The sequence below is a fragment of the Alteromonas sp. 5NS40-0096 genome (genome assembly GCF_057544385.1).
This window is the reverse complement of sequence record NZ_BAAJLQ010000002.1, coordinates 144,881-169,133: the sequence shown is the minus strand read 5'-3', so window position 1 is coordinate 169,133 and position 24,253 is coordinate 144,881. Positions and strand designations below refer to the sequence as shown.

At 46.0% G+C, this 24,253-nt stretch carries 21 protein-coding genes; 5 read left to right on the top strand and 16 right to left on the bottom strand.

Annotated elements, in window-relative coordinates; genetic code table 11:
• Positions 1-77: 77 nt before the first annotated feature.
• Complete coding sequence (locus AC27G9_RS06695; RefSeq protein WP_487072356.1) at positions 78-446, bottom strand: hypothetical protein; 369 nt, start codon at positions 444-446, stop codon at positions 78-80.
• 246 nt (positions 447-692) lie between these two features.
• Here AC27G9_RS06695 and ccoG point away from each other — a divergent pair, with 246 nt between their 5' ends.
• The 3 genes from ccoG (at position 693) to AC27G9_RS06680 (ending at position 3,867) form a co-directional block, all read left to right on the top strand.
• The gene (gene ccoG, locus AC27G9_RS06690) at positions 693-2,126 is read left to right on the top strand and encodes a cytochrome c oxidase accessory protein CcoG (protein ID WP_487072354.1); all 1,434 of its coding nucleotides are present in this window, start codon (positions 693-695) and stop codon (positions 2,124-2,126) included.
• A 9-nt stretch (positions 2,127-2,135) separates the two neighbouring features.
• Positions 2,136-3,107 (top strand): serine/threonine protein kinase, encoded by a 972-nt coding sequence (locus AC27G9_RS06685; RefSeq protein WP_487072352.1) that lies wholly within the window; start codon positions 2,136-2,138, stop codon positions 3,105-3,107.
• A gap of 133 nt (positions 3,108-3,240) precedes the next feature.
• The gene (locus AC27G9_RS06680) at positions 3,241-3,867 is read left to right on the top strand and encodes a thiol:disulfide interchange protein DsbA/DsbL (protein WP_487073635.1); all 627 of its coding nucleotides are present in this window, start codon (positions 3,241-3,243) and stop codon (positions 3,865-3,867) included.
• Positions 3,868-3,871: 4 nt separating this feature from the next.
• Here the strand turns inward: AC27G9_RS06680 and mobA are convergent, their stop codons facing one another.
• The 15 genes from mobA to AC27G9_RS06605 form a co-directional block, all read right to left on the bottom strand.
• Positions 3,872-4,447, bottom strand: coding sequence for a molybdenum cofactor guanylyltransferase (gene mobA, locus AC27G9_RS06675; RefSeq protein WP_487072350.1), 576 nt, complete (start codon positions 4,445-4,447; stop codon positions 3,872-3,874).
• 39 nt (positions 4,448-4,486) lie between these two features.
• The gene (locus AC27G9_RS06670) at positions 4,487-5,701 is read right to left on the bottom strand and encodes an alginate export family protein (RefSeq protein WP_487072348.1); all 1,215 of its coding nucleotides are present in this window, start codon (positions 5,699-5,701) and stop codon (positions 4,487-4,489) included.
• Positions 5,702-5,803: 102 nt separating this feature from the next.
• A complete protein-coding gene (locus AC27G9_RS06665; protein ID WP_487073633.1) occupies positions 5,804-6,652 on the bottom strand; it encodes an ABC transporter ATP-binding protein in 849 nt (282 codons plus the stop codon).
• 16 nt (positions 6,653-6,668) lie between these two features.
• Positions 6,669-7,661 (bottom strand): ABC transporter permease, encoded by a 993-nt coding sequence (locus AC27G9_RS06660; protein WP_487072346.1) that lies wholly within the window; start codon positions 7,659-7,661, stop codon positions 6,669-6,671.
• Positions 7,662-7,688: 27 nt separating this feature from the next.
• Positions 7,689-9,086: a CmpA/NrtA family ABC transporter substrate-binding protein gene (locus tag AC27G9_RS06655; protein WP_487072344.1), complete on the bottom strand. Its 1,398-nt coding sequence runs from the start codon at positions 9,084-9,086 to the stop codon at positions 7,689-7,691.
• 350 nt (positions 9,087-9,436) lie between these two features.
• The gene (locus AC27G9_RS06650) at positions 9,437-10,441 is read right to left on the bottom strand and encodes a glycosyl transferase family protein (protein ID WP_487072342.1); all 1,005 of its coding nucleotides are present in this window, start codon (positions 10,439-10,441) and stop codon (positions 9,437-9,439) included.
• On the bottom strand, positions 10,431-11,324 hold the full coding sequence (cobA, locus tag AC27G9_RS06645; protein WP_487072340.1) for a uroporphyrinogen-III C-methyltransferase: 894 nt from the start codon (positions 11,322-11,324) through the stop codon (positions 10,431-10,433). Before cobA ends, AC27G9_RS06650 begins: the two co-directional genes overlap by 11 nt.
• On the bottom strand, positions 11,321-14,071 hold the full coding sequence (locus AC27G9_RS06640; protein ID WP_487072338.1) for a nitrate reductase: 2,751 nt from the start codon (positions 14,069-14,071) through the stop codon (positions 11,321-11,323). Before AC27G9_RS06640 ends, cobA begins: the two co-directional genes overlap by 4 nt.
• A gap of 17 nt (positions 14,072-14,088) precedes the next feature.
• Positions 14,089-14,445 carry a nitrite reductase small subunit NirD gene (gene nirD, locus AC27G9_RS06635; RefSeq protein WP_487072336.1) on the bottom strand — a complete coding sequence of 119 codons (357 nt, stop codon included), beginning with the start codon at positions 14,443-14,445 and terminating at the stop codon, positions 14,089-14,091.
• 11 nt (positions 14,446-14,456) lie between these two features.
• Positions 14,457-17,003 (bottom strand): nitrite reductase large subunit NirB, encoded by a 2,547-nt coding sequence (gene nirB / locus AC27G9_RS06630; protein WP_487072334.1) that lies wholly within the window; start codon positions 17,001-17,003, stop codon positions 14,457-14,459.
• 327 nt (positions 17,004-17,330) lie between these two features.
• Entirely contained in the window at positions 17,331-18,896 is a 1,566-nt protein-coding gene (locus AC27G9_RS06625) for a SulP family inorganic anion transporter (protein WP_487072332.1), read from the bottom strand.
• Between the two features lie 129 nt (positions 18,897-19,025).
• Entirely contained in the window at positions 19,026-19,898 is an 873-nt protein-coding gene (locus AC27G9_RS06620) for a 5'-methylthioadenosine/S-adenosylhomocysteine nucleosidase (protein WP_487072330.1), read from the bottom strand.
• A 36-nt stretch (positions 19,899-19,934) separates the two neighbouring features.
• Positions 19,935-21,365: an adenosine deaminase family protein gene (locus AC27G9_RS06615; RefSeq protein WP_487072328.1), complete on the bottom strand. Its 1,431-nt coding sequence runs from the start codon at positions 21,363-21,365 to the stop codon at positions 19,935-19,937.
• An 86-nt stretch (positions 21,366-21,451) separates the two neighbouring features.
• Positions 21,452-21,772: a BolA family protein gene (locus AC27G9_RS06610; RefSeq protein ID WP_487072326.1), complete on the bottom strand. Its 321-nt coding sequence runs from the start codon at positions 21,770-21,772 to the stop codon at positions 21,452-21,454.
• A 2-nt stretch (positions 21,773-21,774) separates the two neighbouring features.
• Entirely contained in the window at positions 21,775-22,395 is a 621-nt protein-coding gene (locus tag AC27G9_RS06605; RefSeq protein ID WP_487072324.1) for an alpha-ketoglutarate-dependent dioxygenase AlkB family protein, read from the bottom strand.
• Between the two features lie 29 nt (positions 22,396-22,424).
• Between AC27G9_RS06605 and AC27G9_RS06600 the strand changes: the two genes are divergently transcribed.
• Both AC27G9_RS06600 and AC27G9_RS06595 read left to right on the top strand, forming a co-directional pair.
• Positions 22,425-23,615 carry a methyltransferase gene (locus AC27G9_RS06600; RefSeq protein ID WP_487072322.1) on the top strand — a complete coding sequence of 397 codons (1,191 nt, stop codon included), beginning with the start codon at positions 22,425-22,427 and terminating at the stop codon, positions 23,613-23,615.
• Between the two features lie 9 nt (positions 23,616-23,624).
• Positions 23,625-24,221 (top strand): peptidylprolyl isomerase, encoded by a 597-nt coding sequence (locus tag AC27G9_RS06595; protein WP_487072320.1) that lies wholly within the window; start codon positions 23,625-23,627, stop codon positions 24,219-24,221.
• Positions 24,222-24,253 lie beyond the last annotated feature (32 nt).

The window sequence follows — 24,253 nt, the reverse complement described above, 5'->3', positions numbered from 1 at the left end:
TATAAGAGTGTGACCACGCTTAGACTAACAAAGTTTCATTAACTGAAACTGAATTGGCTAGATAAAGACAAAAGTGCTTATTTTGGCCCGCTACCGATCAATGATGTGGACGCCAGTTCTGAACAAAAATAGCGCAGAGATGCGCCTTGAATATGGGGGTTTTTATCGCCTTTTTGGCAGTAGAGCCTATAAAAGTGGTTAACCCCTTCCTTACTTTCCATTACCCCGAACAAGTACTCTTTTTGAAACGGACGCATCGCTTCAAAATTGGGGGCCACTCTGGACTTTAAGCTATCTAGTTCCGCTCTATCTGGGATTTCTGACAGCTCAACCAGCCAATCAGACAAATCCTTTTGAATATCGGCAAAGAAATACTGTACGAAGGGCGAGCGAAGTATAAACAACAACACCACAATCTCTAGTACGATAACTAAACCGCGAAACATGACTCACTTTTCCTCTTAGGCCGACATGTACTAAGCATAATAGACTCATTTAATGACGTACAGACTACCTGTTAATACCTTGATATAGCAATTGATATATTCATGTATAAATGAATAAAAAGGCGCAATGGTGATACACTTAGATGAACAAACGGCGCGAATCATTGATCCATATTAAGTCTTGCTTATATGAGCGAGGTATACTGTCGCCGACTTTGCTAGAAGATGTGAAAAAAGGCTACTGCTATGAATGAGAGAATCCCGGTCAAAAATGTCACACCGGTCAAAATCCATAAATCGGATAAACAAGAATCTCAAAAGCGCTATTCGTCACGAAGCCGTATCTATGTCCGTGCGGTAAAGGGGCCGCTAGAAAACTTCAGGCGGGTATTTGGGCTCTTTTTTCTGGGCTTGTTTGCGGTCATCCCTTGGATTCAATACGACGACCACCAAGCCGTTTTGCTCAACATTGTGGACCAACGTTTCACTATTTTCAGCCTGACCCTATGGCCGCAAGATTTAACCCTATTGGCTTACATTTTTATCGTTGCAGCGTTTGCTTTGTTCTTGGTCACGACTTTTGCTGGTCGAGTTTGGTGTGGGTTTATGTGCCCCCAAACCACGTGGACGTATATTTATACGTGGTTTGAAGAAAAAATAGAGGGCAACAGGAGCAAACGGATCAAACTCGATGAGCGCGCAATGGATTTTGATAAGTTCTGGCGCAAAACACTAAAGCATTTCGCTTGGGTAATGGTCGCTTTACTGACATCACTGACATTTGTAGGCTACTTCACACCAATTGACCGCCTTTTCGTCGATTTTTTCACATTCCAAACCAGTTTTTGGGCAGGCTTTAGCGTCTTGTTTTTTACTTTCTGTACCTATGGCAATGCTGGATTTATGCGGGAAATCATGTGCACTCACATGTGTCCTTATGCGCGTTTTCAGTCCGCGATGTTTGATAAGGATACGTTCACTGTAAGCTACGACCCCAGTCGCGGTGAAAAACGCGGACCTCGTCCTAGAAAACTTTCCCATGGGTCTCTTGCCGAAAAAGGCTTGGGCGAATGTATTGACTGCAACCTTTGTGTGCAGGTCTGCCCCACCGGTATCGATATCCGCAACGGCTTGCAATACGAATGTATCAATTGCGGTGCTTGTGTAGATGCCTGCAATGGCGTCATGGAAAAGATGAATTACCCTACGGGCCTAATTAGCTTCACCTCTGAGGAACGGCTATCTGGTGGCACTACGCATATCATCCGCCCTAAACTCGTCGGTTATTTTGTTGTGCTGCTGATCATGACGGGATTACTCATCACCAACATTATGATGCGAGTCCCTCTTGAAATCGATATTATCCGAGATCGTAATTCACTTTACCGAGAGACCAACCTTGGCCTTATTGAAAACGTCTACACCATCAAAGTACTGAATAAATCTCAGCAGACTTATACATACAACATTCAAGTAGAAGGGCTTCCCGAATATGAGTTTACAGGCGATACTCAGGTCACGGTGAGAGGCGGAGAAGTATTTAGTCTACCGGTTTCTGTCGCAACAGACCCATATAACTTGACAGAACGAGTCACCGATATACATTTCCATGTTTCTACTACAGATGAAAACGGTAACCAAATAGAGGTTAAAGAGCCGACGCGCTTCCTCTATCGTTAGGAGGCATATTTGTCAGACTTTGACTTTTCGGGACTAAACCCCGATACCATTCTCGACGGGATAGAGGCCATCGGTCTGTATCCCGAATCTGGTTTACTAGCACTGAATAGCTATGAAAATCGCGTTTACCAATTTCTCGCTGACGACCGCAAACGGTATGTGGCTAAATTTTATCGCCCCCAGCGATGGACAAACGAACAAATTTTGGAAGAGCACCAATTTGCGAAAGAATTGCAATCGCAAGAAATTCCAGTCGTCGCTCCTCTGACAATTAATGATTCAACTCTTCACGATATCGCTGGGTATCGCTTTGCGCTATTTCCCTCAGTAGGAGGCAGAGAGTTCGAGGTCGATAACTTAGATCAGTTAGAGTGGATGGGCAGATTCATCGGCAGGATTCACAGCGTATCGAGTGCTAGCGCTTTTCAATTTCGCCCGCCACTCAACACAGACACACATTTAGCAACACCGCTAGCGACACTCGAACAGTCTGAACTCATTCCCGATGGTTTAAAAACGGCGTTTTTCGCAATATTAACGCCTTTGATTGAAGCAACACTTTCGCGATATCGTGATTTTGACAAGATTCGTCTGCACGGCGATTGTCACCCCGGAAACATATTGTGGCGCGATGGGCCGAGTTTCGTAGATTTAGATGATTGCCGCATGGGACCAGCGATCCAGGACCTTTGGATGATGTTAAGCGGTGATAGAATGCAACAGCAACTTCAACTCGAAACCCTAGTTGAAGCTTATGAAGAGTTTCATGAATTTGATACGGCGCAACTGGCATTGATTGAGCCCCTACGCGCGATGCGTATGGTGCATTACATGGCATGGCTCAGTGATAGATGGCAAGATCCCGCATTTCCAAAAGCGTTCCCTTGGTTTGGTGAACCCAAATATTGGGAGCAGCAGATTCTGGCACTAAAAGAGCAGTTGGCTGCGCTCGACGAGCCTTTGTTAAAAATAGGATACTGACGTCTAACGTAGAATACCGTTTAGTTGGCGCGGGCCACTACCCAGCCTCGTTAAGGCTGTGTTAACCTAACCCCATTAGAATAAATCAGACGTTAATGTCGATAAATACAAAATCCATACGGAAATATTAATGATGAAAAAAATAGCAGTATTGTTTGTTATGGCGTTACTTCTGCCGCTTCAAGCCATGGCAGTAGAGAAATATAAAGAAGGCGAACACTATGAGGTGTTAGACCACCCTGCGACAGCGAAACCAGAGGTGATGGAGTTCTTCTCATACTGGTGCCCACATTGCTACGCTTTTGAGCCATTAGTTGCTCAAATGAAACAAAAACTCGACCCAGGTACAAAATTCAACAAAGTTCACGTGAACTTCTTGCGCTTCACAACAAAAGCCATTCAAGACGAAGCTACACGTGCACTCATGATCGCAAAAGCACTTAAACAAGAAGAAAAGTTTAACAACGCGGTGTTTAAGTACATCCACGAACAGCGTGCTTCAGTTGCAGGCTTGAATGACCTTCGCAGTTTATTCATCGTCAACGGTGTTGAAGCCGCCGATTTTGACAAAATGAGCAAAAGTTTTGGCGTAAACAGCATGGTGAAGAAAAACGCCAAGCTAATGCAGACTTATGCAAGAGACTTAACTGGCGTACCGACATTTATCGTAAACGGTAAATATAAGCCAACTTTCACTAACGATATGTCACCTGACGATATGGTTGACTTAGTTGTGTGGTTGAGCCGCCTTCAAGACTAATTCATCAAGCCCTCGTAACGAGGGCTTTTTTTGCTCGCGCTACACAGGCTCGCCATTGGTCAGGCGTATTCACATTGCTTAACTGATGTGGGGCATTGTGGGCAATACTCACTCCTCGCAACCACCCCAATAACTTTCGCATTGGCATATTCGACCAAAACTCGCTGTTAGTTTGATTGACTAAATTATTGAGCGAAGGCAAATGAATAACACAGGGTAAATAGCAGCGATTAAAGTATGTGCTACTTTGCAACTTATGTGCTTGCGCAAGTAAAAATTGGACGTTTTGGCTGCTCAGCTCTGGCATATCGACAGGAGAAACAACAAGATATTCATAGTCTTTGGCTAATGACAATGCTTCTACTGCATTGACAATGCCTGCAGCCGGCCCTTGAAAAGGTTTAGATTCGACAACATCGGTATGTCGAGAACCCGCGATGTAGACCGTGCCACATACCGCTTCTAACGTTTCACGACTGATAGAGAGTAAAGAGCGCTGATTCAGCCGCAAAGCGGTCTTGTCGCTTCCCATACGCCGAGAAGCGCCACCTGCCAATACCAAACCAACGCAACGAGTCATAATAGATATTGAGCAGGTTTTACCCCGCTCTTTTCGCCTTTAAAACTTAGTACTAAACCAGATCCAGAGACGATCTGTGTCAACTTTGGCATCGTCTGCAGAATAGGTTGCATACTTGATCGCCGCATTGACATGCTCACCGATTTTAGTCGTGTATTGAATATTAAATTCACTACCGAGATCAGTAACGTCAGCCGTATCTTCATCGGTATCAAACTGATGGAATACCGCTAGCCATTTCCCGCCTAAAGCTTTAGTCGATAACGACAAACGCATGTCCACAAGACCTTGAGCCGGTGTGGCTAGGAACTGATCGCTCCAACCATTAAATTTGTGCAGCGTTGCCAATGGTGTAGAGAAACCATACATACCATCATCAGAACCCAACACTTCATAGCCAAGCTTAGCCGTGATACCAGAGAATACCGCCCCCCCCTCAAGGAGGAAGTAGTCAGCGTCAAAGCTTGTAGTTGCTGTATCGCTGGTCTGTGTTGCATACTGAGCAGTGTAAAGCCACTTCACACTATCAGCTTTATAGTTGCCATCTAGCTTGATACCGTAAGTGTCCAAACTGTTATCCGTATCATTGTCCACTTCTAGCAAATACGCGAAAGAAGTGATCTTACCGATACTCGAGTTGTAAACCGCGTGAATCAAATGATCTTTTGCGTCCAGATCGGCATCTTCGCCAAAAATACGGTTGCGCTGATCAATATAGCTGTATTGAACAGACAAATCTTTGCTAGGCGCATAGATTACTGTAGCAGCATCAAATGTTTGGCGGTCTTGTCGCCACCCAACGTGCCCAACAAAACGATGATCATCTAATGCGATAACTTGGCGGCCTACTTTTACCGTAAGCGCGTCGTTCTTGTACTGAACAAAACCCTGGTCCAATTCAGTAAACTCTGGATCCGCTATCACAGAATAAATACCAGGATTGTAGCCTGAAGGACCAACCGTGTAGTCCCCTTGTCCTAACATGATGCGGTTATCTTCCATCTCAACGACGGCTGAGAAACCATTGTAACTACCCGTTTTAATACCAATACGCGTTCTCAATGTCAGTGCATCTGCGTCTTGCAGTGCATTGTCTTGTTCTGCACTTTCGTATCGAATTCGAAAATCTGCAGATGCTTTAATATCGCTAAGTGCTTTGTACCAGTCTTCAGCCGCGTGCGCTTGTGTTGAAAGTGCCGCACCTACAGACATTGCCAATAAACACAGTGAGCTAGTCAGTTTGGTTGTTTTCATGTGTGTTCCCTAAATTTTGGTTGAGCTTGGCTAACCCACAGTTTCCCGTGGGGTGCCATCTTCATTTCTATGCCTGAGTGTTAAGCTAGCCGTAGCTAGTTGCTATGCCGCGTCAGAATTTTTATTACTGCTTCCTGCGCTGGTTTTCCCTTTTGTATTGACGGGTTCGACCTTTTTTTGCTTCTCATACAAGAAGCGTAGTACATCATGGCGATAATGGTTATATTGCTTATTATCTGCCAATGCGATCCTGTCTCTTGGGCGTGGTAAGTCCACCTCCAAAATTTCACCAATGGTCGCTGAAGGGCCATTGGTCATCATCACGATACGATCAGATAGCAATACGGCTTCGTCCACATCATGAGTAATCATGATTACCGTATTACCAAGATTAGCGTGAATCTCCATTAACGAGTCTTGTAAATGGGCTCTGGTCAATGCGTCAAGTGCACCAAAAGGTTCATCCATCAATAGTACTTTTGGCTCCATAGACAAGGCTCTTGCAATACCCACACGCTGCTTCATTCCACCGGATATTTCACTTGGCAGCTTGTCGATGGCATGAGTCATGTGCACTAATTCTAAGTTATGCATTACCCAGTCACGCGTTTCCGCTTTACTCCGAGCCCTAGTGGTTTGTTTTACCGCTAATTCAACATTTTTGTAGACAGACAACCAAGGTAATAGCGAATGGTTTTGAAACACAACCGCGCGCTCAGGGCCTGGTTCTCTTACTTCTTTGCCGTCTAGCAATACGCCGCCCGTTGTCGCCTCATGTAGTCCTGCCACTATGTTTAGTACAGTAGATTTACCGCACCCAGAGTGGCCAATCAAAGAAACGAACTCACCTTTTTTGATTTTAAGGTTTACGTCGACAAGTGCTGTAAAAGGCCCTTTAGGGGTTGGGAAATCAATACCAACCTGACTCAGTTCTAAATGTGCTCTGTTCATCATTGATTCCTTTAAATTAACGCAATGCGCTGTTTTTATCCCAACTAACCCAACGCTGAATACTCAACATACCGCGGTCTAATACAAAACCTATCGCCCCAATCGTTAGCACCGCCACCATGATTCTCGCCAGCGATTCCGAGCTACCATTTTGGAACTCATCCCAAACGAATTTGCCAAGACCTGGGTTTTGCGCCAACATTTCCGCGGCAATTAACACCATCCAGCCAATCCCGAGTGACAAACGCAAACCGGTGAAAATCATCGGTATTGAAGCGGGTAGTACAATCTTGCGCAAATGCGTCAGCTGATTTAAGCGAAGTACCCGACTGACATTGATCAAATCCTTATCGATATTAGATACACCTACTGCTGTATTAATCAGTGTTGGCCACAAACAGCACAGTGAAACCGTAAATGCAGAAGTGACAAACGACTTTGAAAACATCGGGTCATCGCTCACATAAAGAGCACTTACCACCATAGTGACTAATGGCAGCCAGGCCAACGGTGATACGGGCTTGAACAGCTGAATTAATGGGTTGATAGCGGTATAAGCCGATTTGCTCAAACCACACAAAATACCAACGGGAATGGCTATCAATGATGCGATGACAAACCCTATCATTACCGTATACAAACTCGTCCAAATCTGGTCAAAGAACGTAGGCGCGCCAGTGAATGGGCGAATTTTTGGTTGATAGTCAGGGTCTTTCGCCATTCTCGCTTCGTTGCGTTTTTGTTGGCGCTCGTAAAACTGTGTCGCTTTATCCCGTTGAGCAAAATGCTCATCAATCAAGGTATTGCCCTGTTCCCACACTTGTGCGGGACCAGGAAATTGACCTAATGACGTATCGATAGTTTTTGCTACACCATTCCACAAGGCGAGGAATAACAACAATCCAATGACAGGCAACAGGAAAGCCGGCCCCACAGTAAACAAATTTCGTTTGACGGATTGTGCGTTCAAGTTGGTGATTGAAGTTACAATTTGTGCCGACTTACTCATAGATAATTCCTCAGTCTCATGCAGGTGCTACAGCACTGTTTCGCCTTTCAAACCAATCGAGAATTTTTCGAGGTACGCATTGGGTTTCGTCCCATCGAAAGTCACTTCATCGATAAACTCGGTTTGCGGAGGCTTAAAGCCAGATTCTGTCGCGAAATCCGGGAAATCAGACGCCTTAGCTTTTCCTTCAGCGATAAGCGCTTTAGCCGCTATCGCGTAGATATCCGGGCGGTAAACTTTTTTAGCAGTGTCCATGAACCAGGTATCGGATTTAGGCTCTGCGATTTGTCCCCAGCGGCGCATTTGAGTGAGGTACCAGATGGCGTCACTGTAATAAGGGTATGTCGCGTTATAGCGGAAGAAAACATTGAAATCCGGCACGTCGCGCTTATCGCCTTTTTCATATTCAAAGGTACCTGTCATGCTGTTTGCAATCACATCAGCATCTGCACCAACATAAGCACTTTTTGCCAGAATCTTAACCGCTTCGGGGCGATTAGCATTGTTGTTTTCGTCTAACCACATGGCTGCGCGAATCAAAGCTTTTACAACTCTTAAGTGTGTATTTGGGTTCTTGTCCGCCCATGCTTTACTCACACCGAACACTTTTTCAGGATTGTTTTTCCAAATTTCGTAGTCAGTGATTACGGGCACGCCAATACCTTTAAATACCGCTTGTTGGTTCCAAGGTTCGCCAACGCAATATCCGAAAATAGTTCCCGCTTCCATCGTTGCAGGCATCTGTGGAGGAGGCGTTACACTGAGCAGTGCCTCAGCATCAATTTGGCCCGACGTATCGCCTTTGTGAGGCGCATAGTAGCCTGGGTGGATACCACCAGCAGCTAGCCAGTAGCGAAGTTCATAGTTGTGCGTAGAAACGGGGAATACCATACCCATTTTGAATGGCTTACCCTTCGAGCGATAGTCGTCAACAACCGGCTTTAGATAGTCAGCTTTGATAGGGTGCACAGGCTTGCCATTCTCTTTTGGCACATGAGCCTGCATCTGGCTCCAAATGTCATTTGAAACAGTGATGCCGTTGCCGTTTAAATCCATGCTGAACGCGGTGACAATGTGCGCTTGCGTACCAAAGCCGATAGTTGCGCCCAACGGTTGGCCAGCCAACATGTGAGCACCATCTAATTGACCATCGATGACGCGGTCAAGCAATACTTTCCAATTGGCTTGTGCTTCTAAAGTGACATAGAGACCTTCGTCTTCAAAATAACCCTTTTCATATGCGATAGCTAAAGGCGCCATGTCTGTTAGCTTTATGAAGCCAAACTTGAGTTCTTCCTTTTCAGGCCAATCAATTTCTTCCGCCTGAAGCTGACTCACTACCACAGGTGCTGTCGCTAAAAGAAGCGATGTACTTGCGGCTTTAACCCACTGTTTTACCCTAGAAAATGGGGTAGATGTTTTCATTTGCCTTTCCTCGCAGCCAAAAAAAAAGCCCACCAGCATTGAATGGCGAGCATTCGCTGAGTGGGCTACGTTGCCTTGCTAATAAACCTAATTAGCAAAATATGTTCATTGTTGTTTTCGGTATCCAACTCGCAATACCGCTTTGTTTATTAGTTATTTGCATTATCGATGCCAAAATAAATAAATCTTTTAATTCATGCACTTAACATCATTTTAACGTTGGTAAATATGACTTTCTGATTCGTTGTTGTGCAATGCACGAATTTGTGCACCTTTATGGGGTTGTACCCATTTAATGTCTGCGTAATTGTACCCAACAGATATCAGTGAACAGGCCTAAAAAACGCGGCTTATGCCGCGTTTATTCTTGTTATTTGATTTAAGCTAAAGGGTTTACTCGTTCGCCTTCGTCCTTGCCAGATTTCTCTTGCTTGTCGACTCGCAAGTTCGATATCCAGGCCATCCACCAGCATTAAGTAGGCGGTCAACGAGCGAAGAATAGCGGTATTGCCGTATTCGTGTCTGAACTCGCCTTGCCACACCGATAACATCACTTCAGGCTGGGTCATATCGTCTTTCATAAACCAGCCTTTGCCCTCTGCATCTAATACAGTGGGTTGAGAGTCACATGACAAGAACAATTCGCTTCGTTTCTCAGGTGAGACTTCCGGATCTCCCGCATCGCCTCTAAAGCAAAGCGATTGATTCGCGTAGTGTTGGTTGATGGCTTGGTGCCGTTCATCAACGTGATCGTGGTAAACGCCTTGCACACAAAAAGGGGCATCACTGGGGTTCAATAGCCTTGCTAAGGTGTTAGCGCAGGAACGCAAACCAAGAACTTGGCGCAATAACATCAATTGATGAAGCTGAGGATGTATATGACCTAAATCGACATAAGCTGCACCAATAGTATCTAACTGGTGCTGAGCTTCTCTTGCATTGGTGGCAGGTAAAAGCCCTAACATAGGCAGTACATCACTCGCGAACATACGCGTCGTGGCCTGCTCTTTCGCGCCGTGAATAAATACCTTTTTCCCTTGTTGTACTAGGCATGCTAAGGCCAATAAATACCAGGGCAAATGACGCCTTTTACCGGCATAACAACCAATATCTAGATCTGCCGACAAATTTGAAAACGCCGAAATTTTTACCGCTCGACATGCATCAGTAAATCCGAGTAGCTCATCAACTGTTTCTTCGCGAACCCGCAATAGCATCAAAAATGCGCCTCGTTGGTCCCCGCTAACTTGGCCGTTAAGTAATTGACTCATCGCGTCATAAGCTTGCTCTCGAGTTAACGCCTTACTGCCTTTCTTACCGCGGCCGATGATTTTGATGTACTCATTAAACTCCATGGATTTGCCCTACCTTGCTAAGCAAATCAGTACAAACACCTTGTTGTTTATCCACAACATGACCAAAAATCAATAAAGCTGGACCTTTTAAATCTGCCTGATTAACTCGAGTAGTAATATCGCCTAACTGACCTTTTACAATCCGTTGATCATGACAACAAGCTCGGTCTATCACCGCACAAGGCATAGACGGACTAACGCCTTGGTTCAGAAGACGACGGCCGATGGTTGGAAGCTTTTTCAGCCCCATGTAAAACACTAGCGTTTCGTTATTGAGGGAAGCCGCTAGCTGCTGCCAATCAGGCTCAGCTTCAGCATTTTTTTGATGTGCCGTGATTAATCTTACCCCTTGCGCACACTCTCTTTCTGTCAATGGGATGCCGGTAAAAGCCGACGCTCCAGATGCTGTAGTAATGCCAGGGACAATCGCGAAAGGGATTTGCGCGTCTGTCAACGCGTCAGTTTCTTCCACTGTTCGAGCAAACACTGCCGGATCGCCGCCTTTTAATCGGACTACGCGATTACCTCGCTGGGCAAGTGCTACCATACGCTGCGTAATCGCTGATTGAGCCATACTGTGTTTACCACTGCGTTTGCCAACAAACTCTCGTTTTACGTGACGCGGAATTAACGCAAGTACAGACTCATCGACTAGCCAATCAAATAACACCACGTCAGCGCTTTGTAATAATTGGTAGGCCTTTAGCGTGAGGAGTTGTGCATCGCCTGGGCCAGCGCCAACGATGAAGACCTCACCACCATTTGGGGTCGCGCTTTTTACATCTCGTTGGGTGAAAATGGGATGAGTAAGCCAGCTATCTATCGCGCCAATTAACCTTGCTAAAGGTTTTGAAAATCGTTGTGTAGTTTGTACAAAAGTCATGATTCACTCTCCTGCAACGCCAATTGGGCAGATCTATTTTGGTCAATCAATTGAGCAAGTTCACTACGACATGAACCACAGTTGGTACCGCACTTCAGCTGTGAACCAAGTGTGTCCACACTATCAGCACCTTGCTCAATGGCGTCCAGTATTGGATTTTTTCTCACATTGAAACAGCTACAGACGAGTGGCCCTTGTAGAAACGCGTCGTCTGGCTGTAAGTTCATCAGCTGGCTCATTTGCTGAGGGGAAATCTCACTGTTATCGAAAAGACTATCGACCCAATCGCCGTTTATTTCAAAATCAGTATCACCAATCCAACTCGCCCCTATCAGGTGTTGTTCATGGCAATACACTTGGCGAGACGAGGTTGGGGAGTCGACCGCCAAGTGCTCACCACTTCCACTAAACAAACTGGCAATTTCTTGTCGACAAACCGACAACGTCTGATTGGTTGCAAATCGATACATAGCGTGATGTTTGGATTTGATAAGTGACCAATACTCAAAACACTCCGGAAGTAACCGACTGTCCAGAGGTTGTTTAGTGACCAAGTACCCCTGATTGGTATAACTCACCGGCGTTATGGCGACTGCACCATGCTTGAGTTCTGGCTGTCCTGAAATGCTGTCATGGGCACCAGAAAAGTTTTGCCCCAACGCAATATGACTGCCCCAGGTTTTCGACCAGTGAATAGGCGCGAAAACGGTTTTTCGTCTCAAACCAGATTCAGCCTTCACTGGTAAAACAACGGCATCCCCGCGATTAAAGGCAGTAGTAATCGAAATCAGTGCTTCGTCAACGACTCCCAACTGCTTCATGTCATCAGGATGCATTTGCAGATAAGCTTGATTAGCATGTTGCAATAGTGCTGATGCTAACCCCGTGCGAGTCATGGTATGCCACTGGTCTCGCATTCGACCGCTATTTAATACATAAGGAAAAGCGTCCGATACTTTCTGTGCAGGTAGCTTGGGGATCACTTTAATGAATTGCGCACGGCCTGATGGCGTGAAAAATTTACCGTCTGAGAACAATCGTTTTTGCCCATCGGGGTTTGCCTGGTTCACAGGCCATTGAACGGGTCGTAGCGTGTCGTAATCACGTTGCGTCATCTCACTCAGCCCTGATATATCAAAACCTCGTGTACCCGCATTTTCCTCGCCACTTAGTCGGGCATGCTCTAAAAACACTTCGCGGGGTGAAGAAAAGTCGAAAGCGTCGCCAAACCCCAGTTTTTGAGACACTTCACACATGGCTAACCAATCCGGCTTTGCTTCACCAGAGCACGGTAAAATGCCTCTTTGACGAGAAATTCGACGTTCAGAATTAGTTACTGTCCCGTCTTTTTCTGACCAACCCGCTGCGGGTAACCGGATGTCAGCAAATTTCAACGTATCAGTGTTATCGATACAATCCGACACAACCACGGTATCGCAACGCTTGAGTGCAGCTTCAATGCGCTCGCGATTGGGCATGCTGACAACTGGGTTGGTTGCCATTATCCAAACAAACTTGATTTTCCCATCAGCCATTTGGTCGAATAAGTCGACCGCTTTTAGCCCAGGTTTTTGTGCCATATTGGCAGCATTCCAGAAACGAGCGACACGTTGAATGTCTTCGGGGTTCGCAAAATCCATATGTGCGGCCAATAAATTCGCTAACCCGCCAACCTCTCTTCCCCCCATGGCATTGGGTTGGCCAGTAATCGAAAATGGTCCAGAACCCGGCTTACCTATTTTCCCAGAGGCAAGGTGAACATTGATGATGGCATTACCTTTATCGGTACCTGTATTTGACTGGTTTATCCCCATTGAAAAAAACGTTATCGCTCGTTCAGAACCGCTAAATAACGCATAGAACTCTTTTATTTTATTAACGCTAAGACCACAGTAAGTACTAACTTTCTCTACTGACCATTCTGCCGCGTATTCCAGTGCGGCTTCAAAGCCTTCGGTGTGTGACGCTATGTAACCTATATCCACTTTTCCATTAGCGTGAAGATAGGCTAGCAAACCGTTAAACAGCGCAGCGTCACTACCCGATTTCAGCGATAGGTGAATATCGGCGATAGCACAAGAGGCCGTTTCTCGCGGATCGATAACAACCACATTCATTGACGGATTCGCTTGTTTTGCTCGCTCAATACGTTGATACAAAACCGGGTGTGTCCACGCAGCATTACTTCCAGTTAGGACAATTAAATCGGTGCACTCGAGGTCTTCATAACAGCAGGGAACCAGGTCACCACCAAAAGCGCGTTTATACGCTGCTACGGCCGACGACATACATAGCCTAGAATTGGTATCGATATTAGCGCTGCCAATGAAGCCCTTCATGAGCTTGTTAGCGACATAGTAGTCTTCGGTCAACAACTGCCCTGATACGTAGAACGCGATCGCCTCTGGGCCATGAGTCGCCAAAACATCCTGAATTTTTTGCGCTATGGTGTCGGTGGCTACTGGCCAACTAACTCGATGACCGTTTACTTCAGGGAATAGCAAACGATTTGACGGCGTAATAGTATCGAGTAAATGGCTGCCTTTAACACACAGCTTTCCAAAATTTGCAGGGTGTTCCGGCGACCCATTCAGTCCTACTGCTGTTCGTTGGCTGCCATCGTGTTGTATGTCTATATCTACGCCACACCCCACACCACAGTAAGGGCAAGTGGTTTTTTTCACACAGCTTTGCACGCTGCCTTGCTTCGCTGATTCGTTGCTATCGATGGGGTTTGCCTCATTCATGCATTTATACCCACAGCTCAGCTTAAGACCAAGACTCTGTCGCCATTAATCTCTACATCAAAGGTCGCTACACTCACACTTTCATTTTCGTAGCACTTGCCCGAAATCAATGAAAAGTGCTGTTTATAAAGCGGTGATGCGACTACGACGTCTTCTTCAATCGAACCGATAATCCCACGGTACAAAACGTTGGCTTCGCCAATTGGGTCCCAGTTCGAAATAGCGTAAACTGCTCTGGTTCCCCCCATGGCCACACTGAAAATGGCAACTTCCTGGCCATTAATCAGCGCACAAATACCACTGTTATCGATTAAATCTGCTGTAGAACACACGTCTACCCAATTTTCACTTGCTGCTACCGACACATTCGTCATCACAGTTCTCCTTACAAAACTTCTACTGGAATGAGGGCTTCTTTACTGTGCTTTTCCACTTTTGTGGCTGGTCTCAGCTGACCACGCTCTTCAACAAATTGAATATTGACGTCTTTGCCATCGCTATTGACGAAGCGGCGGAAACGTTTGAGGGATTCGGGGTTTTCGATGGTCGTTTTCCATTCGCACTGATAGGTATCAACCACGTGTTGCATTTGTGCTTCAAGTGAATCGCAAATGCCTAAGGCGTCATCGATCACTACAGATTTGAGGTAATCTAAACCACCTTCCATGTTTTCCATCCATACGGATGTGCGTTGCAATCGGTCTGCCGTTTTGGTGTAGAACATCAACACTCGGTCGATATACTTAACGAGAGTTTCGTCATCTAAGTCAGTTGCAAACAAATCGGCGTGACGAGGCTTCATTCCTCCATTACCGCACACATAGAGGTTCCAACCATTTTCAGTCGCGATCACACCAATGTCTTTGCTTTGGGCCTCGGCACATTCTCGAGTACAGCCTGAAACCGCAAACTTAATTTTGTGTGGTGCACGAAGTCCTTTGTAGCGGTTCTCTAGGTCTATCGCTTGACCGACCGAATCTTGAACGCCATAGCGACACCACGTACTGCCTACACAGGATTTAACAGTACGCAATGCTTTGGCATAGGCGTGACCTGTTTCAAAACCACCTGCAACTAACTTGCCCCAGATGTCCGGTAATTGTTCGACTCGAGCACCAAACAAATCGATGCGCTGACCACCCGTAATTTTTGTGTAGAGCTTGTATTCCTTGGCAATTTCTCCAAGCAATATGAGCTTTTCGGGCGTGATTTCGCCGCCTGGCACACGGGGGACTATGCTGTAGGTACCGTCCTTTTGCATGTTGCCTAAGTAGGTATCATTGGTGTCTTGTAACGGCAAGTGTGACGGTTCGAGAATGTAATCGTTCCACACCGAGGCTAAAATAGACCCCACGGCGGGCTTACAAATGTCACAACCCAATCCTTTACCGTGTTTGGTCAGTAACGTTTCAAAGTCTTTGATACCTTCAACTTTGATAATATGGAATAACGCTTCTCGTGAATGAGGGAAGTGAGAACAAATATCCGTGGACACTTCCACACCACGTTTTTCTAATTCGCCATCGACGACGTTCTTCAATAGCGCCGCACATCCGCCACAACCTGTGCTGGCTTTCGTTTCGGATTTCACATCACCCAAACTGCAGCAACCGCTATCAATAGCCGTCACAATATCGCCTTTGGTGACATTGTGGCACGAACAAATGCTGGCTGAATCTGGCAGCGAATCTGCACCTAGGGATATCGCCTCACCGCTGGACGGCAATATTAACGATTCCGGAGTGTCTGGCAGGGCTATTGAATTCAACGCGTATTGCAGTAAGGTGTCATAGTCTGAGGTATCCCCAACCAGAACGGCACCAATTACATTGGTTTTGCTAGCATCAACCACTAACTTTTTGTAAACACCATCCGGTTGGTTGTGGTAAACATAGGTCAAAGCGCCCGGCGTCTTACCGTGCGCATCGCCAATAGAACCGACTTCAACTCCCATTAGCTTGAGTTTAGTGCTCATATCTGCACCGTTGAAGGTTTCACTACCGCCAGTCAGCGCGGAAGCGACGGTTCTTGCCATCGTGTAACCCGGTGCGACCAAACCAAAAATTCGGTTATCCCACAGTGCACACTCACCGATTGCAAAGATATTCGGGTCAGAGGTTTGGCATTGATTATCGACAACGATGCCGCCTCTTTCGCCAAGGGTTAGCCCCGTCTGTTTAGCGAGGTGATCATTGGGTCGAATACCAGCTGAAAACAGAATCATATCGGTTTCCAACTCAGTGCCATCGGCAAAACACATCTTGTAGCGACAAACGTCTCCTGCCACTATCTCTTGCGTCGCTTTTTGGGTGTGAACCGTCACACCTAAATCGGTGATTTTCGTTTTGAGTACTTCCCCGCCTTCTACATCGAGTTGCACGCCCATTAGTTGCGGCGCGAACTCGACAACATGAGTTTGTAGGCCCGCTTGTTTAAGTGCATTGGCGGCTTCTAAACCAAGTAATCCGCCACCAACCACAACACCTACCTTACTTTGCTGGGCAGACGCCGAAATCGCTTCCAAGTCTTCAATCGTCCGATATACCAAGCAGTGCTCTTGGCTGTTACCCGGAATAGGTGGCACAAAGGGGTAAGATCCTGTCGCCATGACAAGGGTATCGTATTGGTAGGTTTCACCTGCTTCGGTGGTGACAGACTGCTGCTCGCGGTCAATTTCCGTCACCATCGCATTGAGCACATAGTTAATGCCCCAGTCTTGATAGGTTTTCTCATCGGTGAGAGCCAAGTCATCGGCGGTTTTACCAGTGAAAAACTCCGAAAGGTGTACTCTGTCGTAAGCCAGCCTTGGCTCTCCAGACAGTACCGTGATATCGGCATGGACATTTTGCTGCACAAGTTGCTCCACAAAATGGTGTCCCACCATGCCGTTACCAATCACGAGAACCCGCTTTGAACTGATAGATTGATTCATGTAAAAACCCTTTACCGATGCAAAAAAAAACCCACGACTAACTGATGTTAGTCGTGGGCTTCGTTGCCTTTGCTGCCAAGTGGCAGCGATAAATGTTGTGATTTACGCTACATGCATAAACCGATAATTAATTGTGTCCGACGCAGTATCACCACGGAGGACGGCATCGCCGAGCCAGACACGTGTATTCTACTCTTTCAAGTTAAGTGCCAGTCTGAATTATATTAAAAACCCTAATAATTTCAGCACTCTAATGTAAAACCTTATGTATATAACAACCAACTAATGCACCAATAGGGAGCAATTGCTTCCTATTGGTGACTGTTTTTACGCCAGTTTATCCGTAGCTACTCGGTAGCGAGGGTCTTCGTTGACATTGATTTCAACAAACTTGCCCGCTTTGTTTAGCAACCCTCGACACTCCGCACTGATATGGCGAATATGGAGTTTCTTGCCTTGTTGCTCGTATTTCGCAGCAAGACCGTCAAGTGCATCTATACCAGACGAATCCCAGATACGAGACTCATCAAAATCGATTACCACATCTTCTGGGTCATTGTTCACGTCAAACAAATCGCGGAAGTGAGATACAGAACCAAAGAACAATGGTCCTTCGAGCTTATACACTTTCCAACCGTCATCATCGATGTGAGTCGACGCGGCAATATGACGAGCGTGCTTCCAAGCGAAAACAAGCGCTGACACTATCACACCAACAACAACTGCAATTGCTAGATCGGCAATCACGGTCACCGCAGTCACTAGAAACAGGACAAACGCATCCTCTTTGTTCACACCACGAATAATTCTAAATGATGCCCATTCAAAGGTGCCAATTACCACAACAAACATAACGCCAACGAGAGCCGCCAAAGGAATCATCTCGATAAGTGGTGCAGCAAAAAGAATAAAACCGAGTAATACCAGTGCAGCAGTAATACCTGACAATCGACCTCGACCGCCTGAATTAATGTTAATCATGCTTTGACCAATCATGGCACAACCACCCATGCCGCCAAAGAAGCCATTCACCGTATTCGCAACACCTTGGCCAACACACTCTTTGTTACCGCGACCACGAGTATCAGTCATTTCATCAATTAGTGTTAACGTCAATAAGGACTCAATTAAGCCGACCAAACACAAGATGACCGAGGTCGGCAAAATTATCATCAAGGTGTCCCAGTTAAATGGCACTGTAGGAATAGCAAACGTAGGTAATTCACCCGCTAGTGTGGCGCTTTCTCGTTGATCAGCAGGTAACATATCGCGTACGAAATCGATGACGGTACGCGCTTCTAAATCGATGCCGTGAACGATAGCGGTAACGGTAACGATTGCCACCAGCGATGCTGGCACCGCTGTCGTCAATTTAGGCAGTAAATAAATGATTGCCATGGTCAACGCAACTAGACCCAACATGATGTAGAGCATCGAACCTTCCATCCAAGTGTGGACGCCAAGCTCATTGACCATTTTAAACTGACCAAGCTGTGCAAGGAATATCACTATAGCCAAACCATTGACGAATCCAAGCATAACCGGGTATGGCACGAGCCTTATAAATTTACCAAGGCGGAATATCCCGGCCAGTATTTGTAAAATACCAGCGAGTATCACGGCGGCGAACAAATACTGCACGCCATGAGTCGCAACTAGAGCAACCATCACTACAGCCATGGCGCCGGTTGCACCACTGATCATGCCCGGACGGCCACCAATTGCGGAAGTAATCAAGCCCATCATGAAGGCAGCATATAACCCGATCATTGGCTCCACACCCGCAACAAAGGCGAATGCTACAGCCTCGGGAACGAGTGCTAATGCAACTGTAATCCCTGACAACACGTCGTTCTTAACGTTGCTGTCCTGGCGAGTAAAAATGTCAAACATAGGTGTCTCGCGAAGCGTGTCTAAAAATTGGTCGGCGATTCTACCACTAAAAGTAGGGAAAAGCTTTTAACAGTTTGTTAAACACAATTCATGTGAACCATCGAGGTAAGAATTCACTGATTATGAGCATTACTCGCCAAACGTCCCGATATAGGCCACTACCACATTCTTGACATACACTTGGCAATCAACGGCTGTTGAAGGGTCATAATGGCCGCCATTGGTGATGTTGTTTGACAGCACTCGAATACCTAAAAACGGTACATCATAAGCGTGAGCAATCTGAGCAGCCGCGGCGGTTTCCATTTCCTCAACGCTAGTACCAAAATGTTGATGTAGCCAAGCAATACGGTCTAATTCATTGTTCCAAAAGTTGCCACTACCAATGGTCCCCTCCACTACAACACCGCGTTTGTACTTGGATGAGACTGACCTCGCTATGCGAATCAATTGACTGTTACCTAAGTAGTATCGAATCTTTTCGGCGTCTGCAGCACTGTCTCCTTCACCGGCACTGCCTTCAGACGCCATGATATCCATAGGCAGCCATTGCATGGGGTCTGAACCTTCGCCCTTTAACAACCGAGCAGTTTTAAAGTTATTGGCATTGACTGAACGTTTTCCCAATACGATGTCGCCAACATTTAACGTCGGGTCGTGACCACCTGATGTGCCTTGATTAATGATCGCAATCGGCCGGTAACGTTCAATGCCTATCGCGGTGGCCGCCGCCGTGTTTTCCAAGCCCTTGCCAGTTTGCGCCACAACAACTGGGTAGCCATTTAACGAACCAAGGTAAAATGTCGCGTTCCCCGAATGCTCAACTTTCACATCCTGTAACAGGCTGGCGAAATATTCTGCCTCAATAGGCATGGGCCCTTGGATCATTATGGGCGATTTTGGTGCATCGGCAGCACCAATCGAAACGGATTTAAACTGGCTACTTTGGGCCAATGCCCAATGACTCACGAAAAATGAAAAAATGACAACGAGATAACGCACCTGTGTTCCCCATTTTCTAAAATGATGATTCAACCTCTACCAACAAAGGTCATACTGACGACAGATAAAGCCTCTGGTAGTTAAGCCATTGGGCCTGGAAAGCGGGATGTTTCCTTGCGCAGCACGTTCCTCAAACAGGTCGATAGCGCTTTCGTAATCATCGAGTAACTTTTCCTTTGTCTCTTGTTGCACAAAACTATAAGTAAGCGAATTGCGCGACAACTGCTTGATTTCCGACCACGTTAAGTTGAACGCTTTCACGGCAACGAAAAACTCGTCGGTCAAGGTAGAATCCCACATTCCTCTGTCGTCGGTAGATAAAGCAACCGGAATGCCAGTTCGCAAATACTCGGGAAACGGGTGCTGACTAAAATCGTCAACATAACCCAGTAAAAGATTACTAATTAAATTGATTTCAATAAGGTAGCGATTGTTGCGCATCAACAGCATCGTTTGCGGGTCGGAGATCAGATTGACACCATGACCGATGCGGTCAGCCCCTAACATTAACGTATCGCGAACATGAAAATTAGGCTCATCCACTTCACCGGCATGAATCGACATTGGGATCTTGGTAGCGCGATTCCTCAGCTTTCTCAGAACCGGAAGAAAGCGGCTTGGATAACCCTTATCATTATCCTCTCTTCCCGCCATATTGATGCCAACATAACGGTCTCGATGTTGGCCAACAAACTGATAAATCCACTCCAATTGTGCCTCTGCATCTGGCCTAAACCTCAATAACATGTATTGAAAGCGCACTACGACATTCGTGGCTTTAGCATCGGGTTGCTCGAGGCGCTCGTTAAGTATGGCAAGTACTTGTTGTGGTTTGTAAGACGTTCCATCGGGCTTAACCATGTACTCGATGTTGACTTGGGTCTCTAGGTAGCGCACGCCTTCTTCTTGATAAGACTGCATGTTGTGAACCAGCATTTCACCTATGATGATGGGGTTGCGAATGAGCTCATTTAATCTTGCCCAGTGCCGCTCGAAGAATTCGTCACGACCTTCGTGTGGTAGGTGCAACCTTATGCTATCCATCCACGCCATTTTGAGTTGCTCATTTAGCGAGGTGAGAGGCTGATATTCGTTTTTTTTACATTCGCTTAAGCTTTGGTAAGTACTGTGTTGTATCGTTTTAAACAACACTAGCGATTTGTTTCGCCCGAATTCATTGGAAGCCAAACCATCGCACAACAACAATGATGTTTTCGTGTAATAGCGGTAACCGCCATTGCGCTTTTCGTCTGTTGCTAAGGCCCACCACCATTCAGAAAAATTGCTTCCGGTAATGTGGTGATGGATATCACCGCCCTTGGGCATTTGATGCAGCAGCGCATACAGCTGCTCATCTGAATGGGTTTGTTTAAACAGCTCAAACCAAGCGTCCTTTGGCTCAGCACTCAACTGACTGGAAAAAATAAAAACAAAGAGGCCTAGCAGTGTGTATCGAATCGTGGTCATAAAAGCGATGAAAATGGGCCTAAAGATAGTTTCAGACTACTTTAACAACCGCATCAATGACCAGCTAAAATTGAAAATACAGAGTATTAGGTTGCGGATTTATCACCACCGAGGCAAGCGGGTGACGACAACACGCTACCTCCCCTCGCTTCCCATTCACTTGGCGTATAAGTATGCAACGCTAGCGCGTGGACCGGGCCAGAAAGCGCATCAGCAAGCAACCCATTGATTTCTCGATGGCGACCAATTAAACGCTTCCCTTCAAACGCCTCACTGACAACCGTCACTTTAAAATGACTTTGTGCACCGTCAGGCACATTGTGCATGTGACTCTCGTCCAACACATCCAACCATACCGGCGTTAATGCCTCGGTTAATGTTTCGGTAATAAACGCTTTTACTTGCATCGCTATCGCTCGTGTTTAATTTGTCTAAAAGTAAGGTTGATTCTATCACTCAAGGCTTTTTTCGTCTTGTTGATACCGTGGTGATAATATTGCTGGGTTTTGCCCGCCATAATGAGCAAACTGCCGTGCTCCAGTGAAATTACGTGTTTTTCGTTGGTGTGAATATGTTTCAACACAAAAGGTCGAGTTTGCCCAAATGTAACCGAAGCAATAACCGGTTCGGGACCCAATTCAGGCTCATCATCGGCGTGCATTCCCATACTGTCTTGTCCATCTCGATACCAGTTGGCCAATACGCTGTTAAATTTGGCCCCAGTACACAATTCACAATCTCGCTTGATTTGTTTCAGCAAGGGTGTCCAAGGTTGTGGTTTGAGGGTCAAATCTGAGTACTGGTAAACGCAATGAGGTTCACCATGCCAAGACTGCAATCTGGGAATTTTTACCAGTTTGCCGAACATTTTAATGGTATCCTGACGCCACGTCAGTTCTTCCACCAATGCCTGCTGATATTGCGAGGCAACGTCTGGCGCGATCCAATTTGGATAATAAGTGACTTCTCCGTCAATAAGATCGACTTGGTAACAAGGATCTGGTTGAGAGTCGAACAAAGATTGCTGCATAAAATAAACCGAATTACCTTCATTGAGTCATGAATACGCATTTAGAATTACTGAACCGAACACTGTCATTACATCGTTACCCAGCCAAGCACCAACACGTAAGCTTACAAGCATGGGACAGTGCTGATGAATTGGCTATTGAATATTTGCATGACCACTTCGACAATCAAAGTGGTGACAACTTAGGCATTTTCAATGACGATTTTGGTGCGCTGGGCTGTTGGTTCGCTGATAGCACTCCTGTATGGGTGTCTGATTCTCATATCGCGCATTTATCCCTTGCTGAAAATCTAGATGCCAACGGTATCAATACGGTCACCAGTGATTATCGCGTGTCGTCTCCTGTCATGGCGCTGCCAAGTACCAGTCAGTTATCTACGAATTTTGATTGGGTTGTGATCAAAATCCCAAGAACCCTTGCACTACTAGAGCATCAGTTAATTCAATTGCGACAGCACGTCTCTCCAAACACCAAAGTTATCGCTGCAGGCAAAGTAAAATCCATCACCAAAGGCGTACTCGCACTCTTTGAAAAGTACTTGGGCGCTACGAAAACCTCTTTAGCCAAGAAAAAATCGCGACTGATATTTTGTACCCCAGACCAAGATAAGCTTACGCAACCCGTAACATCGCCCTATCCAACGGTGTGGTCTACTCAATTGCCCGGTGGGAAAAGCGTCTCATTGGTCAATCACGCAAACGTATTCTCCAGACAATCACTGGATATTGGCGCGCGAGCGTTACTGCCACACATGCAAGTTTCACCTCATGAGCACATCGTCGATTTGGGATGTGGTAATGGCGTGTTGGGGCTACATGTACTCAATATTGCTCCCGATAGCCAAGTGACGTTTGTCGACGAATCATACATGGCGTTGCAGAGTGCAAAAGACAGTGTTTTGGCCAACTTCCCAGATAAAATTGGACAATGTCAATTTGTCGCAAGTAATTGCTTAGAGTCATTACTCAGCAGCGACTTAGCCACCCCTGTCAGTAAAATCTTTTGCAATCCCCCCTTTCACCAGCAGAATGCCATCACTGATCATATCGCGTGGCAAATGTTTAATGACAGTAAAACACTGTTACAGAAGGGAGGTCACTTAGTTGTAGTGGGTAATCGCCACCTTGATTATCACATTAAGGTCAAACGCGTATTTGGTGGTGTGAAGTTACTTGCAAGTGACAAAAAATTCGTTATTTTGGCTGCAGCAAAACGATAAGGAATGATCATGAAACGTATATTGTGTGTGATGGCGCTTTGCCTGACATTTTCTGCCTTCGCAAAAAAACAAGATGATGGCTCTCAAATCCAGCCAGACAACTACTATCCCGTCGTCAAAATCATCACGTCTATGGGCGACATAACGGTGGAGCTTGATCGCCGCCGAGCGCCGATTACGGTGAACAATTTCTTGCGTTATGTCGACAAGAGAAGTTATGAAGACACCATTATTCATCGCATTGTCCCGAATTATGTCATTCAGGGCGGCGGTTATGACGAAGAGTACAATTCCAAACCCGAATACCCTGATATCTTCAATGAATCGGGAAATGGTTTGAAAAATGACACCTACAGTATTTCCATGGCACGTCAAAATGAACCACACACCGCCAATCGCCAATTTTTCTTCAATATGAAAGACAACACTAATTTAGACCCCGGCAGCCAATGGGGTTATGCCGTGTTTGGGCGGGTAACTGATGGAGAATCTGTGTTGGACGCCATGAATGAAGTCGAAACCGAATACAAGGTACTTGAAGGTTTTGCCGATGCTCCCATCGAAAACATAGTCATTAAAAAGATTGAAATCTTGCCCGCCTACTAGCTCATCATAGTTCAACACGCTGCGTTGTGAAT

Excerpts from the sequence above, each read along its gene's own strand:
- AC27G9_RS06595 (WP_487072320.1), top strand. The coding sequence starts at position 23,625 with ATGAAACGTATATTGTGTGTGATGGCGCTTTGCCTGACATTTTCTGCC.
- ccoG (WP_487072354.1), top strand. The coding sequence starts at position 693 with ATGAATGAGAGAATCCCGGTCAAAAATGTCACACCGGTCAAAATCCAT.
- AC27G9_RS06610 (WP_487072326.1), bottom strand. The coding sequence starts at position 21,772 with ATGCAAGTAAAAGCGTTTATTACCGAAACATTAACCGAGGCATTAACG.
- nirB (WP_487072334.1), bottom strand. The coding sequence starts at position 17,003 with ATGAATCAATCTATCAGTTCAAAGCGGGTTCTCGTGATTGGTAACGGC.
- AC27G9_RS06625 (WP_487072332.1), bottom strand. The coding sequence starts at position 18,896 with ATGTTTGACATTTTTACTCGCCAGGACAGCAACGTTAAGAACGACGTG.
- AC27G9_RS06600 (WP_487072322.1), top strand. The coding sequence starts at position 22,425 with ATGAATACGCATTTAGAATTACTGAACCGAACACTGTCATTACATCGT.
- nirD (WP_487072336.1), bottom strand. The coding sequence starts at position 14,445 with ATGACGAATGTGTCGGTAGCAGCAAGTGAAAATTGGGTAGACGTGTGT.
- AC27G9_RS06695 (WP_487072356.1), bottom strand. The coding sequence starts at position 446 with ATGTTTCGCGGTTTAGTTATCGTACTAGAGATTGTGGTGTTGTTGTTT.
- AC27G9_RS06615 (WP_487072328.1), bottom strand. The coding sequence starts at position 21,365 with ATGACCACGATTCGATACACACTGCTAGGCCTCTTTGTTTTTATTTTT.
- AC27G9_RS06655 (WP_487072344.1), bottom strand. The coding sequence starts at position 9,086 with ATGAAAACATCTACCCCATTTTCTAGGGTAAAACAGTGGGTTAAAGCC.
- AC27G9_RS06670 (WP_487072348.1), bottom strand. The coding sequence starts at position 5,701 with ATGAAAACAACCAAACTGACTAGCTCACTGTGTTTATTGGCAATGTCT.
- AC27G9_RS06680 (WP_487073635.1), top strand. The coding sequence starts at position 3,241 with ATGAAAAAAATAGCAGTATTGTTTGTTATGGCGTTACTTCTGCCGCTT.
- AC27G9_RS06650 (WP_487072342.1), bottom strand. The coding sequence starts at position 10,441 with ATGGAGTTTAATGAGTACATCAAAATCATCGGCCGCGGTAAGAAAGGC.
- AC27G9_RS06640 (WP_487072338.1), bottom strand. The coding sequence starts at position 14,071 with ATGAATGAGGCAAACCCCATCGATAGCAACGAATCAGCGAAGCAAGGC.
- mobA (WP_487072350.1), bottom strand. The coding sequence starts at position 4,447 with ATGACTCGTTGCGTTGGTTTGGTATTGGCAGGTGGCGCTTCTCGGCGT.
- AC27G9_RS06660 (WP_487072346.1), bottom strand. The coding sequence starts at position 7,661 with ATGAGTAAGTCGGCACAAATTGTAACTTCAATCACCAACTTGAACGCA.
- AC27G9_RS06605 (WP_487072324.1), bottom strand. The coding sequence starts at position 22,395 with ATGCAGCAATCTTTGTTCGACTCTCAACCAGATCCTTGTTACCAAGTC.
- cobA (WP_487072340.1), bottom strand. The coding sequence starts at position 11,324 with ATGACTTTTGTACAAACTACACAACGATTTTCAAAACCTTTAGCAAGG.
- AC27G9_RS06665 (WP_487073633.1), bottom strand. The coding sequence starts at position 6,652 with ATGAACAGAGCACATTTAGAACTGAGTCAGGTTGGTATTGATTTCCCA.